We start from the raw sequence: 15,934 nt of genomic DNA on the forward strand, positions 1-15,934 counted from the left end.
GCGTCACGGCACGCGAACGCCGCACATGCCCGGCCCCACGGCCGGGAAGACAGCCGCTGATTCTTGGACTGGACGTCAGGTTTCTTTTTTGACAAGGAAGTTGAGGACTCATGCAGGTCTGGCCCGGCAAGCCCTACCCCCTCGGCGCCACCTACGACGGGGCCGGTACCAACTTCGCGGTGTTCTCCGAGAGCGCCGACCGGATCGAGCTCTGCCTGATCGCCGCTGACGGCTCGGAGACCGCCGTCGAGCTGCGCGAGACGGACGCCTTCGTGCGGCACGCCTACCTCCCGGGCGTCCAGCCCGGCCAGCGCTACGGCTTCCGCGTCCACGGGCCGTACAACCCGGGGCTCGGCCAGCGGCACAACAGCGCCAAACTGCTCCTGGACCCGTACGCGAAGGCGATGAGCGGGCACATCGACTGGGACGAGTCCGTCTACGGCTACCACTTCGGCGCCCCCGAACGCCGCAACGACCTCGACTCCGCCCCGCACACGATGCACTCGGTGGTCATCAACCCCTACTTCGACTGGGGCACCGACCACCCGCCGCGCACCGACTACCACCGGACCGTCATCTACGAGGCGCACGTCAAGGGCCTCACCCGGCTCCACCCCGGCATCCCCGAGGAGATCCGCGGCACCTACGCGGGCCTCGCGCACCCGGCGGTGATCGAGCACCTCGCCAAGCTCGGCGTCACCGCGATCGAGCTGATGCCGGTGCACCAGTTCGTCCGCGACCACCGGCTGCGCGACCTCGGCCTCGCCAACTACTGGGGCTACAACACGATCGGCTTCTTCGCCCCGCACTCCTCCTACTCCTCCACCGGCGACCGCGGCCAGCAGGTGCAGGAGTTCAAGTCGATGGTCAAGGCGCTGCACGCGGCCGGGATCGAGGTGATCCTGGACGTCGTCTACAACCACACCGCCGAGGGCAACCACCTCGGCCCGACGCTCTCCCTGCGCGGCCTGGACAACGTCTCGTACTACCGGCTCGCCCAGGACCAGCGGTTCTACGAGGACACCACCGGCACCGGCAACAGCCTGCTGATGCGCAGCCCGCACGTGCTCCAGCTGATCATGGACTCACTGCGCTACTGGGTCACCGAGATGCACGTCGACGGCTTCCGCTTCGACCTCGCCGCCACCCTGGCCCGGCAGTTCCACGAGGTCGACCGGCTCTCCTCCTTCTTCGACCTCGTCCAGCAGGACCCGGTCGTCTCCCAGGCCAAGCTGATCGCCGAGCCCTGGGACCTCGGCGAGGGCGGCTACCAGGTCGGCAACTTCCCGCCGCTGTGGACGGAGTGGAACGGCATGTACCGGGACACCGTCCGCGACCTGTGGCGCGGCGAGACCGCCGCGCTCGCCGAGTTCGGCTCCCGGCTCACCGGCTCCTCCGACCTCTACCAGGACGACGGCCGCCGGCCGATCGCCTCCATCAACTTCGTGACCTGCCACGACGGCTTCACCCTGCGCGACCTCGTCTCCTACAACGAGAAGCACAACGAGGCCAACGGCGAGGACAACCGGGACGGCGAGTCCTTCAACCGCTCCTGGAACTGCGGCGCCGAGGGCCCCAGCACCGACCCGGGCGTCGAGGAGCTCAGAGCCCGCCAGCAGCGCAACTTCATCGCCACCCTGATGCTCTCCCAGGGCGTGCCGATGCTCTCCCACGGCGACGAGCTCGGCCGCACCCAGCACGGCAACAACAACGCCTACTGCCAGGACAACGACCTCACCTGGGTGCACTGGCCGGAGGGCGACGGGCCGCAGGCGCGGCTGCTGGAGTTCACCCAGGGCATGATCTGGCTGCGCCGCGACCACCCGGTGTTCCGCCGGCGGCGGTTCTTCCACGGACGGCCGGTCTCCGGGCGACCCGCGGCCGGACGGGAAACGCCGGACGCGGGCGGCTACGACGGCCTCACCGACATCGCCTGGTTCACCCCGAGCGGGGAGGAGATGACCAAGCGCAACTGGGGCGCCAGCTACGCCAAGTCGCTCACCGTCTTCCTCAACGGCTACGCGATCTCCGAACCCGACCGGCGCGGCGGCCGGATCGTCGACGACTCCTTCCTCCTGATGTTCAACGCGCACTTCGAGCCGCTGGAGTTCACCGTGCCCGCCGGCTACGGGCAGGAGTGGCAGGTCGTGGTGGACACCGCGCTGCCCCGGCTGCCCGCCCCCGGCACGGGCGCCCGGGTCAAGGCCGGGGACGCGCTGTGGCTCACCGACCGGTCGCTGATGGTGCTCCAGCGCCCGGCGTGACGCATGGCAGCAGTCACCTGTTCGGGTCAGCAACGGGTCTTGGCGCGGGCTCCCCCGGGTACTCATGGAGCTATGACCTCCGCCGCCGAGCCCGCGCAGCCCCGCCCGGCCGCCAGTGTCCCCTCTTCCCGGGCGCCGACCGCCACCTACCGCCTCCAGCTCCAGCCCGGCTTCACCCTCCGCGACGCCACCGCCGCCGTCCCCTACCTCGCCGCCCTCGGCGTCTCGCACCTCCACCTGTCCCCGCTGCTGGAGGCCGCCCCCGGCTCCACCCACGGCTACGACACCGTCGACCACGGCCGGATCAGCGAACAGCTCGGCGGCGAGCCCGCGCTGCGCGAACTGGCCGCCGCCGCACACCGGCACGGGCTGCGGCTGCTCGCCGACGTCGTGCCCAACCACATGGCCGTCCCCGTCCCCGAACGGCTCAACCGGCAGCTGTGGGAGGTCCTGCGGGACGGGCCCGACTCGCCGTACGCGCGCTGGTTCGACATCGACTGGACCGCCCAGCCCGGCCCCGCCGACGCCCCCGGACGCGGCCGGGTGCTGCTGCCGCTGCTCGGCGGCCGGCTCGGCGACGAACTCGGCCGGCTGGCCGTCGACGGCGACGTGCTGCGCTACCACGACCACGTCCTGCCGCTGCGCCCCGGCACCGAGCACCTGCCGCTGGCGGAACTGCTCGCCCGGCAGTGGTACCGGCTCGCCTGGTGGCGCCTCGCCCGCACCGAGCTCAACTACCGGCGCTTCTTCACCGTCAACGAGCTGATCGCCGTCCGGGTCGAGGAGCCCGAGGTCTTCGACGCCACGCACGCCGTGCTGCTGCGGCTGCACGCCGACGGCGTCCTGGACGGCTTCCGGATCGACCACCCGGACGGGCTCGCCGACCCGCGCGGCTACCTTCGCCGCCTCGCCGAGGCCACCGGCGGCGCCTACACCGTCGTCGAGAAGATCCTCACCGGGGACGAGCGGCTGCCCGCCGACTGGCCGTGCGCCGGCACCACCGGGTACGACGCGCTGCGCCGCATCGACGGCGTGCTCACCGACCACGCGGGCGCCGGCCGGCTGACCGGGGCGTACGCGGCGTTCCTGAGCGGTGATCCCGTCCACGACCACTACGCCGACCCCTGCGCCGACCCCCACCCGGCCGTCGCGGCGGCCCTGCGCGGACGGGCCGAGATGACCGGCCCGCACGGCGAGCTCGCCGCCGAGGTCGACCGGCTGGTCCGGCTCGCGGTGCGGGTCGGGGCCGCCGAGCCCGCGCACGCCGACCACGCGCCCTGGCAGCTGCGCGCCTCGCTGGAGCGGCTGCTCACCGGGTACCCGGCGTACCGGCCGTACGTGCGGCCCGGCGAGACCGCGAGCGACGGGCACCTGCGCGCCCTGCTGGACGGCGCCGCGGACCCGACCGACCGACTCGTCGCCGCTCTCGCCCTCGGCGAGCTGGGGGGCGGCGCGGAGAAGGACGAGTTCTGCGCCCGCTTCGCGCAGACCGCCGCCGCCGTCGCCGCCAAGGGCGTCGAGGACACCGCGTTCTACCGGTGGAACGCCCTGCCCGGCCTCAACGAGGTGGGCGGCGAGCCGGCCCGGCCCGGACTGCACCCCACCGGCTTCCACGACTGGTGCCGCTACCTGGAGCGCGCCTGGCCGCACAGCATGACCGTGCTCTCCACCCACGACACCAAGCGCAGCGCCGACGCCCGCGCCCGCCTCGCCGTGCTCGCCGAGCAGCCCGAGGCCTGGGCCGCCGAGGCCGCCGCGTGGTCCACCGCGGCCGGGCCCGGCGGCGACCGGGACGGCGACTGGCTGCTGTGGCACACCCTCGTCGCCGCCTGGCCGATCGACCCGGACCGCCTCGTCGCCGCCCTCCTCAAGGCCGCCCGCGAGGCCGGGCTGCACACCTCGTGGACCACCCCCGACACCCGCTTCGAGCGCGCTCTGGAGGACCGGGCCCGCGCCGTGTACGCCGACCCCGGGCTGCTCCCCCGCATCGAGGGCCAGGTGCACGCGCTCGCACCGTACGCGCGCTCCAACACGCTCTCCGCCGCGCTGCTGCACCTCACCGTGCCCGGCGTGCCCGACCTCTACCAGGGCAGCGAGGAGCCGCTGTACACCCTGGTCGATCCGGACAACCGGGGCGTCGTCGACCTCGGCGCCCTCGCCGTCCGGCTCACCGACGCCGCCACCCCGCGCCCCGGCGACCTCGCGCGCGAGAAGCTGCACCTCACCGCGACCGCCCTGCACCTGCGGCGCTCCCGCCCGCTCGGCCCCTACCGGCCGCTGCCCGCCACCGACCTGTCGTCCGACCACCTGCTCGCCTTCGCCCGCGGCGACGACGTCGTCACCGCCGTCACGCGCCTCCCGTACGGCCTGGAGCGCGCCGGCGGCTGGCGGGACACCTTCCTGGAGCTTCCCGCGGGCGGGCCGTGGACGGACGCGCTGACGCACCGCACGCACCCGGCGGGGGCGGTGCCGGTCGCGGAGCTGCTGGCGACGTACCCCGTGGCACTGCTGACGAGGAGGAGCCGGGCGTGAGGCCGTACGAGGTGTGGGCGCCCTTCGCCGTCGACCGGGTCGAGGTCGAAGTCGACGGCGTGACGTACGAGTTGGCCCGCCGCCCGGACCGGGACGGCTGGTGGGGCGGCGAGGCGCCGGAGGGCGACTACGCGTTCCGCCTGGACGGCGGCCGCCCGCTGCCCGACCCGCGCTCGGCCCGCCAGCCGCACGGCCCGGACGGGCCCAGCCGGACCGTCGACCACGACGCGTTCCGCTGGTCGCAAACCGGCTGGCGCGGCCGGTCGCTGCCCGGGGCGGTGGTGTACGAGCTGCACATCGGCACCTTCACCGCCCGCGGCACCTTCGACGGCGCCGCCGAACGCCTCGACCACCTCGGCGAGCTGGGCGTCGACTTCGTCGAGCTGATGCCCGTCTGCCCGTTCCCCGGCAAGCACGGCTGGGGCTACGACGGCGTCTCCCCGTGGGCCGTCCACGAGCCCTACGGCGGGCCGGAGGGGCTGAAGCGGTTCGTCGACGCGGCGCACCGCGCGGGGATCGGGGTGATCCTCGACGTCGTCCACAACCACCTCGGGCCGTCCGGCAACCACCTTCCCGCGTACGGTCCGTACTTCACCGACCGGCACCACACCCCGTGGGGATCCGCGATCAATCTGGACGGGCCGGGCTCCGACGACGTCCGGACGTACCTCATCGGCAGCGCGCTCTCCTGGCTGCGCGACTACCGGATCGACGGGCTGCGACTCGACGCCGTGCACGCCCTCGCGGACGACCGGGCGGTGCACTTCCTGGAGGAACTGTCCGGCGAGGTCGAGAAGTTGGCGGTGATGTCGAACCGGCCGCTGTTCCTGATCGCCGAGTCCGACCTCAACACCCCGCACACCACCACCCCGCGCGAGGCCGGCGGCCAGGGCCTCACCGCACAGTGGAGCGACGACTTCCACCACGCCCTGCACACCGCCCTGACCGGCGAATCCCAGGGCTACTACGGCGACTTCGCACGGGCGCCGCTCGCCGCCGTCACCAAGGCGCTCACCCGCGGGTACTTCCACGACGGCACGTGGTCGGGCTTCCGCGGGCGCAGCCACGGACGGCCGTTCGCGCCGGCCGGCGCCGGGCACCGGCTGCTCGGCTACCTGCAGACCCACGACCAGATCGGCAACCGGGCACTCGGTGACCGGATCTCCACCACGCTGCCCGCCGGGCGGCTCGCCGCCGGCGCCGCGCTGGTGCTCACCTCGCCGTTCACGCCGATGCTGTTCATGGGCGAGGAGTGGGGCGCCGCCACCCCCTGGCAGTACTTCACCGACCACACCGACCCCAACCTCGCGGAGGCCGTCCGGCGCGGCCGGCGGCGGGAGTTCGCCGAGCACGGCTGGCACGCGGACGCCGTCCCGGACCCGCAGGAGCCGGCCACCGTGCTGCGCTCGGTCCTCGACTGGACCGAGCCGCGGCGCGCCCCGCACGCCGAACTGCTGGACTGGTACCGGCGGCTGGTCCGGCTGCGGCGGGAGCGGCCGGAGCTGTCCGACCCGGACCTCGGCGCGGTGCGGGTGGCCTTCGACGAGGCGGCGCGGTGGCTGGTCGTCCACCGGGGACCGTACCGGGTGGCGGTCAACCTCGGGGCGGGCGAGGCCCCGCTGCCGCTGGGCGGTGAAGGGCGGGAGGTGGTGGCGGCGTTCGGGCCCGCCGCGGTGGACGGCCCGGCGGTGCGGCTGGGGGCGGACGCGGTGGCGATCGTGCGCACGTGACGCGCCGGGTTCACCACAGGAAGGCGGCGATCCGCTCCCGCAGCGAGGCTGCGTCCAGGCCGTAGGCGGCCAGGTGCTCGGGGATCGAGCCGTAGTGCCGGTGCTCCTCGCGCGGCACGCCGAGGCCCAGCACCCGGTGCGGGCGGTCGGCCAGCGCCAGGTTCACCTCGCCGGCGGACGTCCCGGCCAGGTACGGCTCGACCAGCACGACGTCCGGCCGGCCCCCCAGCGCCACCCGCAGCCCGGCCGCGTCGAACGGGCGGACGGTGGCGGCGTACAGCACGGTCACGTCCAGGCCCTCGGTGGCCGCCAGCACCGCGTCCAGCATCGGGCCGACCGCGACGACCACCCCGCCCGAGCCCTGGCGCACGGTCGCGAACCGGCCCGGCTCGACCGCCACCGGCGCCGTGTTCCGGTGCGCCGAGAGCCGGACGTACACGTTGCGGTCGCCGTCCGCGGCGGCGTGGCGCAGCAGCGTCTCGGCCTCGTCCGGGTGACCCGGCACGTGGACCGTCCAGTCCGGCAGGGTGTCCAGCAGCGCGACGTCGCCCGGTGACATGTGGGTGCGGCCGCCGGCGGGCCAGTCGTACGAGCCGGCCGCGCTCACCAGGACCGCGCCGACGCCCTGGTGGACCAGGTCCAACTTGACCTGTTCGAAGGGCCGCTCGACGAGGAAGCTGGCGAAGGTGTGGGCGATCGGGCGCATCCCGGTCAGCGCCAGGCCGCCGGTCGCGCCGATCAGGAGCTGCTCGCGGATGCCGACGTTGATCACGCGGTCCGGGTGGCGCTCGGCCGCCGCGGCGAAGGAGGCCGCGCTGATGTCGGCGAGGACCAGGGCGACGCGCGGGTCCTGGTCGAGGAGGTCGGACGTGACGTCGAAGAAGCGCTCGCGCATGGTTTCCATCGGTGAAGTCCCCTTGTTCTCTGATCGTCGAGGTCAGGCGTATTTGGGCTCGACCCGGGCCACCACGACCCGCGGGCGGCCCGGGTGCCCGGCGGTGAAGGCGGCGTGCAGCGCCTCGTGGTCGCGGCCGTCGACGGTCTGCGCCGACCAGCCCTCGGCCGCGAACCGGGCCGCGATGCCGCCCTGCCAGCCGTGCGTGGCCGAGGAGTTGTCGATCACCACGACGTGCAGCCGGTCCAGCCCGTACGCGCCGGCGAAGGCCATCGCCTCGTGGTTGGAGCCCTCGTCGAACTCCGCGTCCCCGAGCAGCACCCACACCGCCGGTTCGAGCAGCCCCTGGGCGCGCAGCCCGAGCGCCGTGCCGACGGCCAGCGGCAGGCCGTGGCCGAGCGAGCCGGAGGCGATCTCGACGCCCGGGACCAGCGTGCGGTCCGGGTGGTGGCCGAGCGGCGAGTCGTACGCGCCGAAGCTCGGCAGCACCTCGGGGTCGATGAAGCCCTTGGCGGCGAGCACGGCGTAGTACGCCATCGGGCCGTGGCCCTTGGAGAGCAGGAAGCGGTCGCGGTCCTGGTCCTCGGCGCTCTCCGGGGTCACCCGCAGCACCCGGTCGTAGAGCACCCAGAGCGCGTCCAGGGTGGAGGTGGCGGCGGGGCCGTGCTTCTCGTCGCCGGTCATCAGGGCCATGAGGGCCGGGAGGTCCTCGAAGCGGGCGGTGGCAGGGGTCGGGTGCGTCGTCCGAGCCGTCTGAGTCGTCTGCGCGGTCATGACGACGATGGTGCAACTTAAAGCCAGCTTGAAGTCAAGCGTTCGCCGCCCGCACCCGGACGCGGCCGCCGCACCCGGCACCCCGCCTGCCGATGGCGTGCACCCTGCTCCACGTCCACAGCGATCTGCCGTGGTACTTGCGGGAGTTGGAACCCGCGAGCCGCACGTTAGACGACCTCGCCGAGGAGTGGTTCGACACCGGCCGAACCCGCACCCCGAGGCACACGTGAAGCCCGCTTGAACTCCCGCGGCTAGAGTGGGCCGCATGACCGCAGCGCCCGGCCACGGCCCCACCCGCCACGACCTCCTCACCATCGGTCAACTCGCCGAACGCAGCGGCCTCGCCACCTCCGCCCTGCGCTACTACGAGAGCCTCGGCCTCATCCACGCCACCCGCACCGCCGGCGGCCAGCGCCGCTACACCCGCGCCACGCTGCGCCACGTCGCCTTCGTCCGCGCCGCGCAGCGCGTCGGCCTCTCCCTCGACGAGGCCCGCGTCGCCCTCGACCGCCTCCCCGAGCACCGCGTCCCCACCGGCGCCGAGTGGGACGCCGTCGCCACCTCCTGGCGGAGCCGGATCGACGAGCAGATCGCCGAACTGCAGCGCCTCAAGGCCAAACTCACCGGCTGCATCGGCTGCGGGTGCCTCTCGCTCTCCCGCTGCGCCCTCTACAACGTCGGTGACCGCGCCGCCGCCACCGGCACCGGCGCCCGCTACCTCCTCACCCGCGACCCCGCCACCGGCCCGGAGCCCGGTTCCGGCGAGGCGCCCGCCGAGGAACGGAGATCCGTCCGCAGCAGGCTGTAGCGCACGACGTCGCGCCAGGCGCCGTCCCGGAAGGTCATGGCCCGCTGGACGCCCTCCCGCGTGAAGCCGCACTTCTCCAGGGCGCGCTGCTCGGCACGGTTGGTCTCCTCGGTGTCCGCCTCCAGCCGCATCACCGGGGTGTGCGCGAACAGGTACTCCACGAACTGCCGTTGGGCCTCCGTGCCGATGCCCCGCCCCCGCGCCTCCGGGCGCAGTTGCGCGCCGATGTTCCAGTACGGGGCCGTCGGCAGCAGCCCCTTCCGCTCGGCGGCGACGAAGCCGCGGAACTCGCCTCCGGTGACGACCGCGAGCATCCACTGCGCGTCCCCCAGCAGCCCGTGCTCGGCCCACCGGCGGCGCAGCCGGCCCGGATCCCGCCACCCGTACCACTGGAACTCGCCGAGCGCCGCGGGATCGCTCGTCAGCGCTTCGAGGATCGGGAGGTCGCCCTCGGCGATCGGGCGCAAGGTCAACGGCTCTTCGCTCATGCAGCCTCAACGCACGAATTCCCCTGACTGTTCCTCACATCTGCCGGCGGCCCGCCAGGATGGTCGCGGATGCACGGAAGCGGACTGCAAAGGGGAACGGCCATGGCGGGGACGACGGTCAGCACGGTGGTGGAGGCTCCGGCCGGCAAGGTGTGGGAGCTGATCGGGGACTTCCACGCGCTCGGCGCGTGGCACCCGGACCTGCCGCCGAGCCGGCGCGGCAACGACCTGGGCGGGACGGCCGTCGGGGCGGTCCGGATCTTCGACCTCGACGGTACGGAACTCGGCGAAACGCTGCTCGCCTACGACGAGGACGCCCGCAGCTACACCTACACCTTCGCCGACGGCACCTTCGACCTGAGCGCCTACCGGGCCACCCTGCGGGTCACTGCGGTCACCGGGCCCGACGCCGCCCACGTCGAGTGGAGCGCGACGTACGACGTCGAGCGCGAGCACCGGGAGGCGTCGACCGCCCTGGTGCACGGCGTGTTCACAGCCGGGCTGCGCGCCCTGCGCGAACGCTTCGCCGACTGACGACGACCGCCGCGAAAGGCGTTGTCCGGGGCCGCTTCCGGGCGCCTCCCCGGCGCGCTTTTCGCCGATCTCACGCCGGTCGAGATCCGTCCGGGGGCCGCGCAGCCCCCGGAGTCGCCGCTGTTCGGCAGGCCGTTCCTCCTCGCCGCGCCGTTCCGACGCCCCTGGAGGATCTCCCAGCCTCCTCCCAGCGGTCGGTCAGGCGGCTGCCAGCCTTTAAGCGCCCTCTCATGTCGCCGCCCTAACCTCCGCCGCATGAACGTCTCGCTGCTCGGCGGCTGGTTCCCGTGGACCGTTCAGGCCGTCGCCGTCGTCCTGTTCGTGACTGCTGTCGGCTGGCGGGACCGGACCTGGCGCGTCAAGTGGGGCCCGATCGCCCTCGGGGTGGCGGCGGGCCTGACCACGCTCGTGGCGGTCGGGGTGCTGGCCCTGTCCGGCATCACCGACCCGATCCCGTTCGGTGTCTGGCTGTGGAGCGGCGTGGCGATCGCGGCGTTCAGCGTGCTCGGGTTCGGCTGGCGCGGCGCCCGCTGGTGGCGCAGGGCGCTGGCGCCGCTCGCCGCCGTCCTCGCGCTGTTCGCGGCGGCCAACAGCGTCAACATCGCCACCGGCTACTACCCGACCATCGGCGACGCGGTCGGCGAGCTGAGCGGAAACCCGCTGCCGGACCAGATCACGCTCGCCCAGCTCGGCTCGATCCACGGCAAGACCAGGACCGGCCGCATCGTCCAGGTCGACATCCCGGACACCGCGAGCGGCTTCGCGCACCGCCAGGAGCTGGTCTACCTGCCGCCCGCGTGGTTCCGCAGCCAGAACCGGCCGAAGCTGCCGGCGCTGGAGATGATCGGCGGCGAGTTCTCGGCGCCGGACAACTGGATCCGCTCCGGCGACGCGGTGAAGACGGCGGACGCGTTCGCCGCCAAGCACAACGGCTTCGCGCCGATCCTCGTCTTCGTGGACGCGACCGGCGGCTTCCGGGTGGACACCGAGTGCGTGGACGGTCCGCACGGCAACTCCGAGAGCCACCTGGTCAAGGACGTCCCGCCGTTCGTCCAGAAGACCTTCAACGCCGCCACCGACCCGCACAAGTGGGGCGTCGCCGGCTGGTCGATGGGCGGCACCTGCGCGGTCGACCTCACCGTCGAACACCCGGGCGTCTTCACCCACTTCGGGGACTTCTCGGGCGACAAGGGCCCGTACATCGGCGACAAGGACCACACCGTCCAGGAGCTCTACGGCGGGGACGCCGCCGCCTGGTCCGCGCACGACCCGCTGACCGTCCTCGCCCACCACCCCAAGTACCAGGGCGTGTCGGGCTACTTCGGCCAGGGCGACGAGGAGCACGGCCAGATCGAGTCGGCCAAGCTGCTGAACGACGCCGCGAAGAAGGACGGCATCCGCACCACGACGGCCGTCGGCTCCGGCAAGCACACCTGGCAGACCGGCGCCGCGACCTTCGTCCAGGCCCTGCCCTGGCTCGCCGCCCAGCTCGGTGTCCCCGGCACCCGCGCGTAGCGGCGCCCGCCAGGTCGGCTGATCCCCACACGAACTTCGCCGGGGAAACCCTTGACATCCCCCGCGCCGTCCGCTCGCCCCTCAACGCGCCGTCACCAGGCGCCGGAAGGCACGGCCGGGCGGGACGGACGCCCGGGCGGCAGCCCTCACCGCCGACCCGCCATCGCTTCTTCCGTCGGCGCACACACGTTCGCCACCGGGCCGCTGCAACTGCCGGGCGGCCCGGACTACCGGCCGGTATGTCGCTTTGCAAGTGGCGGGCGGATAGCACTAAATTTCGACCGCCGTCGGCGCCGCCCCCGAGCTGAGCTCCTCTCAGTCCTCGGTCGGGCACGATGCCGTCCGGCAGGACGTACGGGGGAAGGACCAGCCATGTCACGTGCCCACCAGGGGCCGACCGGGCGATATCGGGGGAGGAACACCGGCGCCGCGTTCACGGCGACCGGGACCGCCGGGCGCCCGACCCCGATCCAGCACACCGGACACGTGAGGAACCGTCAGTTGCGCACCATCCGACTGGCCGGCGCCACCGGCGCGGCCCTGCTCTGCCTCGGCGCCCTCAGCGCCTGCGGTCCCGACAACGGCGGCCAGGACGCGTCCAAGACCGCCGCCCCGACCGCCGCCCCGGCCACCGGGGCCACCGCCGCCCCCACCGCCGCCCCGACCGGCGCGACGCCCACCAACGGCGCCAAGGGCACGTCGACCGGCAACCTGATCCCGGCCAAGGCCTGGATGGACACCAAGAGCATCCCGCTGGACGACACCCTCCACTGGGCCCCGCTCGCCGCCAACGCCAACCCGGCCCCGCGTCCGGTCGTGTTCAAGGGCATGGAGCTGTGCCACGCCCAGATCGCCAAGGACGACACGTCGATGTTCACCGGCTCGGCGGCGTCCAAGGCCGCGGTCGGCTTCGGCGGCGACCACTGGACGGCTCAGCAGACCCTGCTCTTCGAGGGCGACCCGACCCGCAGCAGCGGCACGAAGCAGCTCACCAACCTGGCCGAGGAACACCTCACCGCCGCGATCAAGGACTGCGCCAAGACCGCGCCGAGCGCCACCGTGAAGGTGACCAGCCCGGGCGGCGGCGACGCCCCGTACTTCGCCGCCACCCTGACGCTCCCGCAGCCCGACGGCACGGCCGTCACGCTGCACGAGTACGTCCTGGCGGCCGGCGGCACGGTCAGCGAGCTGTCGGTCTGGGCCACCGCGAAGGACGGCGGCCAGCCCAAGGAGGTCTGGACGGCCCCCGACGACAAGTTCGTCGCCACCGGCATGACGGCCCCGATCTGCGAGGCCCTCCCGGGCTGCTGACCAGCCCCGCGAAACGGCCCCGGGCGCGATACCGGGGCACGACGGGTCGACCCGTCCGGCACAGGGGACCGGACGGGTCGGCCCGTCACCACTTTTCAGGCCTTCCGGCCGGCCGTCAGAGGCCGAGGCGGCTCAGCGCGGTGGTCCAGTCGGAGGCGATCGCTCTGCGCGCGGCGTCGAGCGTGACCTGCCCGCCGCACACCGCCTTCTTCAGCCGGTTCTCGACGGAGTCCTTGCTCTGCGCGGGCTCGTTGCCGTAGCGCGGTTCGGGCCACAGGTTGCGCGGGTCACGCGGGGCGCCGCCGAGCTCCAGGGGAACGAAGTGGTCCTCCTCGTAGTCGGCCGGATTGGTGTCCGCGTAGCCGTACTGCGCGATCTGCTGCGCCTTCAAGGCGTTGGTGTAGCTCGCCGGCGGACGCACGGTGGCCGTCCAGCCGGACACGCAGATCGTCTTCTGGATGGTCGCCTGGGTGACGGCGGGGTTGTACGCACCCGGCGTGCACGCCGGGTCGGGCAGCGGCAGGTGCGCGCGCGAGCAACCGCCCGCGCGGGCACCGGACTTGGGCGCGGACGGGTGCGCGGCGGCCTGCGCGGTCCCCGTCCCGGCGGCGAGCCCGGCGGTGGCGAGGGCGGTGGCCGCGGCGACCACGGTCAGGCGCTGACGAAGCATCATGGAGGCGTTCTCCTGGGCCGGCCCGGCCTCACGCCGGGCGATTGTGCCCATGACAGCAGCACCACCACGACCACCGTCAGCCCCAGGACGTGAACTACTGATGACCGCGCCTCCACATCCGGGCGAGGCGCACGCGACGAGGCGCGGGCGGAGTCCTACCGCGCCAACTCCCGTGCCAGCAGCGCCGCCGGGCCCTCGGGCAGGCTGCCGTGCACGAGTTCGGTGCGGTGCACCAGGCGCGGTGCCGTGATCGGGACCGCGACGACTCCGGGCACGGCGTCCAGCGCGGACGGCGGCAGCAGGGTGAGGCCGTGGCCGGTGGCCACGAGGGCGAGCAGGGCGTGGACGTCCGTGCCCCGGTAGCGGGTGGCGGGGCGGAAGCCGTCGGCGCCGGTGGCCGCGCGCAGGCGGGCGGGCGGCGGGGTGAGGTCGGGGGCGTCGAGCCAGCGGGCGGCGGACAGGTCGGCGAGTGCGACCCCGGGCCGGCCGGCGAGCGGATGCCCGGCCGGGAGGGCCACGACGACCGGCTGCTCGGCGACGGCGACGGTGGTGAGCGGACCCACGTCGGGCAGCGGCAGCGGATCGCTGGGCGCGGCGAGCCCGTCGATCAGGGCGAGGTCGACGTCACCGGTGGCCACCAGCGCGGGCAGCGCGTCCTGGGCGAGCACCCGCACGTCCACCTCCGCACGCGGGTAGACCCGGCGCACCTCGCCGAGCGCACGCCCGATGTCGGCACCGAGCGCCAGTGGGGTGGCGCCGAGCACCAGCCGGGCGCTCGTGGCGCCGACCAGGCGGGCGACGTCGGCACGCGCCGCCTCCAGCCGCAGGAGCAGCGGACCGGCGTGCTCCAGGAGCCGCACGCCCGCCTCCGTCGGGCCGACCGGGCGCCGGACGAGCAGCGGCGCCCCGAGGTCGGCCTCCAGCGAGGCGATCTGCTGCGAGACCGCGGACTGCGTGTAGCCGAGCTCCCGCGCCGCCTCGGAGAACGAGCCGAGGCGGACGACGGTGACGAAGGTGCGCAACTGCTGCGGATCCACTGGCCCATCAACCATTCTGATCGAGAGGTAAGAAATCATCGTTGGCGCTGATCTCGGGTGCCGGGCCAGGATAGCCGCATGACCTACCTGACCCCGCGGCTCGCCCTGGTCGGCGACCGCTCCCCCGCCGTCCGCTCGCACGCCCGCATCCCCGGCCTGCTCGACGCCCTCGCCGCCCGCGACCAGCTCGTCCTGGACGCCTACTGGATCCCCACCGAGGACGCCGGGGCACCCGGCGCCCTCGGCGGCTTCGACGCGATCTGGCTGCTCCCCGGCAGCCCGTACCGCAGCGAGGACGGCGCCCTGGCCGCCGTCCGGACCGCCCGCGAGCTCGGCATCCCGTTCCTCGGCACGTGCGCCGGGTTCCAGCACGCGGTGCTGGAGTTCGCCCGCGACGTGTGCGGCATCGGCGACGCCGTCCACGCCGAGCAGGCGCCGGACCGGGACGCGCAGGTCATCGCGCCGCTCGCCTGCTCGCTGGTCGGCCACGAGGGCGCGGTCACCGTCACCCCCGGCACGCTCGCCGAGCGCGTCCTCGGCACTACCCGCACGACGGAGCGCTACCACTGCAACTACGGGCTGAACGCCGCCTACCTGGACCGGCTGCGCGAGCACGGGCTGCGGTTCAGCGGCGCGGACGAGACGGGAGAGATGCGCATCCTGGAGCTGCCGGACCACCCCTTCTTCCTCGCCTCGCTGTTCCAGCCGGAGCTGTCCGGCGACGGCACCCGCCCGCACGCCATGATCCGCGCCCTGGCCACCGCGGCGGTCGAGCGGGCCGGAGCCGCCGTCTGACGCGGGACCGTCACATCGGCAGCGACCACAGCCGCACCGCGCCCTCCGGCCAGTCGGCGCCCTCCCGCAGCGGCGCCCACATCGTGTGCAACGGCATCACCGCGAGCCGCCCCCCGGGCTGCTCGACCGTCACCTCGCCGGGCACCTCCCGGAAGCCGAGCCGCTCGTAGAGGCCGACGAGCGGCGGGCGGCAGAACAGCAGGGCGTACGCGGGGCCGAGCGTGCGCGCGTGGTCGAGGGCGGCACCGACCACGGCGCGCGCGAGGCCGCCGCCGCGCCGGTCGGCGGCGACGGCGACGCCACCGACTCCGACCGCCTCGACGTCGACGTCCCCCACGGTGAGCGGCAGCGGCAGCAGGCCGGTGTGCGCGACGAGCCGGCCGTCGGCGGCCCGGACGCCGAAGTGGACGTCCTTGGGCCGGAAGGCCAGCCCGGTGCGGGCGACGCCGAAGGGGTCGTCGCCGGGCCCGAGGATCTCGTCCTGGTCGGCGCGGGTGTACTCCGACAACCGCACGGCTTCGACAGGCATGGCAAGGCTCCCGGCGGAGAGGTGATCGTCCATCCCGCCATGCTCCCTT

The 15,934-nt window shown here is 74.0% G+C and carries 14 protein-coding genes; 8 read left to right on the forward strand and 6 right to left on the reverse strand.

What is annotated here, in order from left to right; translation table 11 throughout:
* Window positions 1-110: 110 nt before the first annotated feature.
* The 3 genes from glgX (at window position 111) to treZ (ending at window position 6,526) form a co-directional block, all read left to right on the forward strand.
* Entirely contained in the window at window positions 111-2,264 is a 2,154-nt protein-coding gene (glgX, locus tag ACWCXH_RS05590) for a glycogen debranching protein GlgX (RefSeq protein ID WP_449800031.1), read from the forward strand.
* A gap of 72 nt (window positions 2,265-2,336) precedes the next feature.
* The gene (gene treY, locus ACWCXH_RS05595) at window positions 2,337-4,796 is read left to right on the forward strand and encodes a malto-oligosyltrehalose synthase (protein ID WP_449800032.1); all 2,460 of its coding nucleotides are present in this window, start codon (window positions 2,337-2,339) and stop codon (window positions 4,794-4,796) included.
* Entirely contained in the window at window positions 4,793-6,526 is a 1,734-nt protein-coding gene (treZ, locus tag ACWCXH_RS05600) for a malto-oligosyltrehalose trehalohydrolase (RefSeq protein WP_449800033.1), read from the forward strand. Before treY ends, treZ begins: the two co-directional genes overlap by 4 nt.
* A gap of 10 nt (window positions 6,527-6,536) precedes the next feature.
* Here the strand turns inward: treZ and ACWCXH_RS05605 are convergent, their stop codons facing one another.
* Window positions 6,537-7,430 carry a transketolase family protein gene (locus tag ACWCXH_RS05605; RefSeq protein ID WP_449800034.1) on the reverse strand — a complete coding sequence of 298 codons (894 nt, stop codon included), beginning with the start codon at window positions 7,428-7,430 and terminating at the stop codon, window positions 6,537-6,539.
* Between the two features lie 33 nt (window positions 7,431-7,463).
* Window positions 7,464-8,195 (reverse strand): transketolase, encoded by a 732-nt coding sequence (locus tag ACWCXH_RS05610; RefSeq protein WP_449800035.1) that lies wholly within the window; start codon window positions 8,193-8,195, stop codon window positions 7,464-7,466.
* A 265-nt stretch (window positions 8,196-8,460) separates the two neighbouring features.
* Between ACWCXH_RS05610 and soxR the strand changes: the two genes are divergently transcribed.
* Complete coding sequence (soxR, locus tag ACWCXH_RS05615) at window positions 8,461-9,003, forward strand: redox-sensitive transcriptional activator SoxR (RefSeq protein ID WP_449800036.1); 543 nt, start codon at window positions 8,461-8,463, stop codon at window positions 9,001-9,003.
* On the opposite strand, the gene ACWCXH_RS05620 is transcribed toward soxR, so the two are convergent.
* Window positions 8,910-9,491 (reverse strand): GNAT family N-acetyltransferase, encoded by a 582-nt coding sequence (locus ACWCXH_RS05620; protein ID WP_449800037.1) that lies wholly within the window; start codon window positions 9,489-9,491, stop codon window positions 8,910-8,912. The genes soxR and ACWCXH_RS05620 overlap by 94 nt on opposite strands.
* A gap of 102 nt (window positions 9,492-9,593) precedes the next feature.
* Between ACWCXH_RS05620 and ACWCXH_RS05625 the strand changes: the two genes are divergently transcribed.
* The 3 genes from ACWCXH_RS05625 (at window position 9,594) to ACWCXH_RS05635 (ending at window position 12,851) form a co-directional block, all read left to right on the forward strand.
* Window positions 9,594-10,025, forward strand: coding sequence for an SRPBCC family protein (locus ACWCXH_RS05625; RefSeq protein ID WP_449800038.1), 432 nt, complete (start codon window positions 9,594-9,596; stop codon window positions 10,023-10,025).
* A gap of 255 nt (window positions 10,026-10,280) precedes the next feature.
* A complete protein-coding gene (locus tag ACWCXH_RS05630; RefSeq protein ID WP_449800039.1) occupies window positions 10,281-11,540 on the forward strand; it encodes an alpha/beta hydrolase in 1,260 nt (419 codons plus the stop codon).
* Between the two features lie 501 nt (window positions 11,541-12,041).
* Window positions 12,042-12,851: a hypothetical protein gene (locus tag ACWCXH_RS05635; protein ID WP_449800040.1), complete on the forward strand. Its 810-nt coding sequence runs from the start codon at window positions 12,042-12,044 to the stop codon at window positions 12,849-12,851.
* 115 nt (window positions 12,852-12,966) lie between these two features.
* On the opposite strand, the gene ACWCXH_RS05640 is transcribed toward ACWCXH_RS05635, so the two are convergent.
* Complete coding sequence (locus tag ACWCXH_RS05640) at window positions 12,967-13,575, reverse strand: hypothetical protein (RefSeq protein WP_449800041.1); 609 nt, start codon at window positions 13,573-13,575, stop codon at window positions 12,967-12,969.
* 104 nt (window positions 13,576-13,679) lie between these two features.
* Entirely contained in the window at window positions 13,680-14,561 is an 882-nt protein-coding gene (locus ACWCXH_RS05645) for a LysR family transcriptional regulator (protein ID WP_449800042.1), read from the reverse strand.
* A gap of 78 nt (window positions 14,562-14,639) precedes the next feature.
* On the opposite strand from ACWCXH_RS05645, the gene ACWCXH_RS05650 reads away from it, so the two are divergent.
* A complete protein-coding gene (locus ACWCXH_RS05650; RefSeq protein ID WP_449800043.1) occupies window positions 14,640-15,356 on the forward strand; it encodes a CTP synthase C-terminal region-related (seleno)protein in 717 nt (238 codons plus the stop codon).
* A 10-nt stretch (window positions 15,357-15,366) separates the two neighbouring features.
* Here ACWCXH_RS05650 and ACWCXH_RS05655 read toward each other — a convergent pair whose 3' ends face one another.
* Window positions 15,367-15,885 (reverse strand): GNAT family N-acetyltransferase, encoded by a 519-nt coding sequence (locus ACWCXH_RS05655; RefSeq protein WP_449800044.1) that lies wholly within the window; start codon window positions 15,883-15,885, stop codon window positions 15,367-15,369.
* Window positions 15,886-15,934 lie beyond the last annotated feature (49 nt).

The sequence above is a fragment of the Kitasatospora sp. NPDC001660 genome (assembly GCF_053596725.1).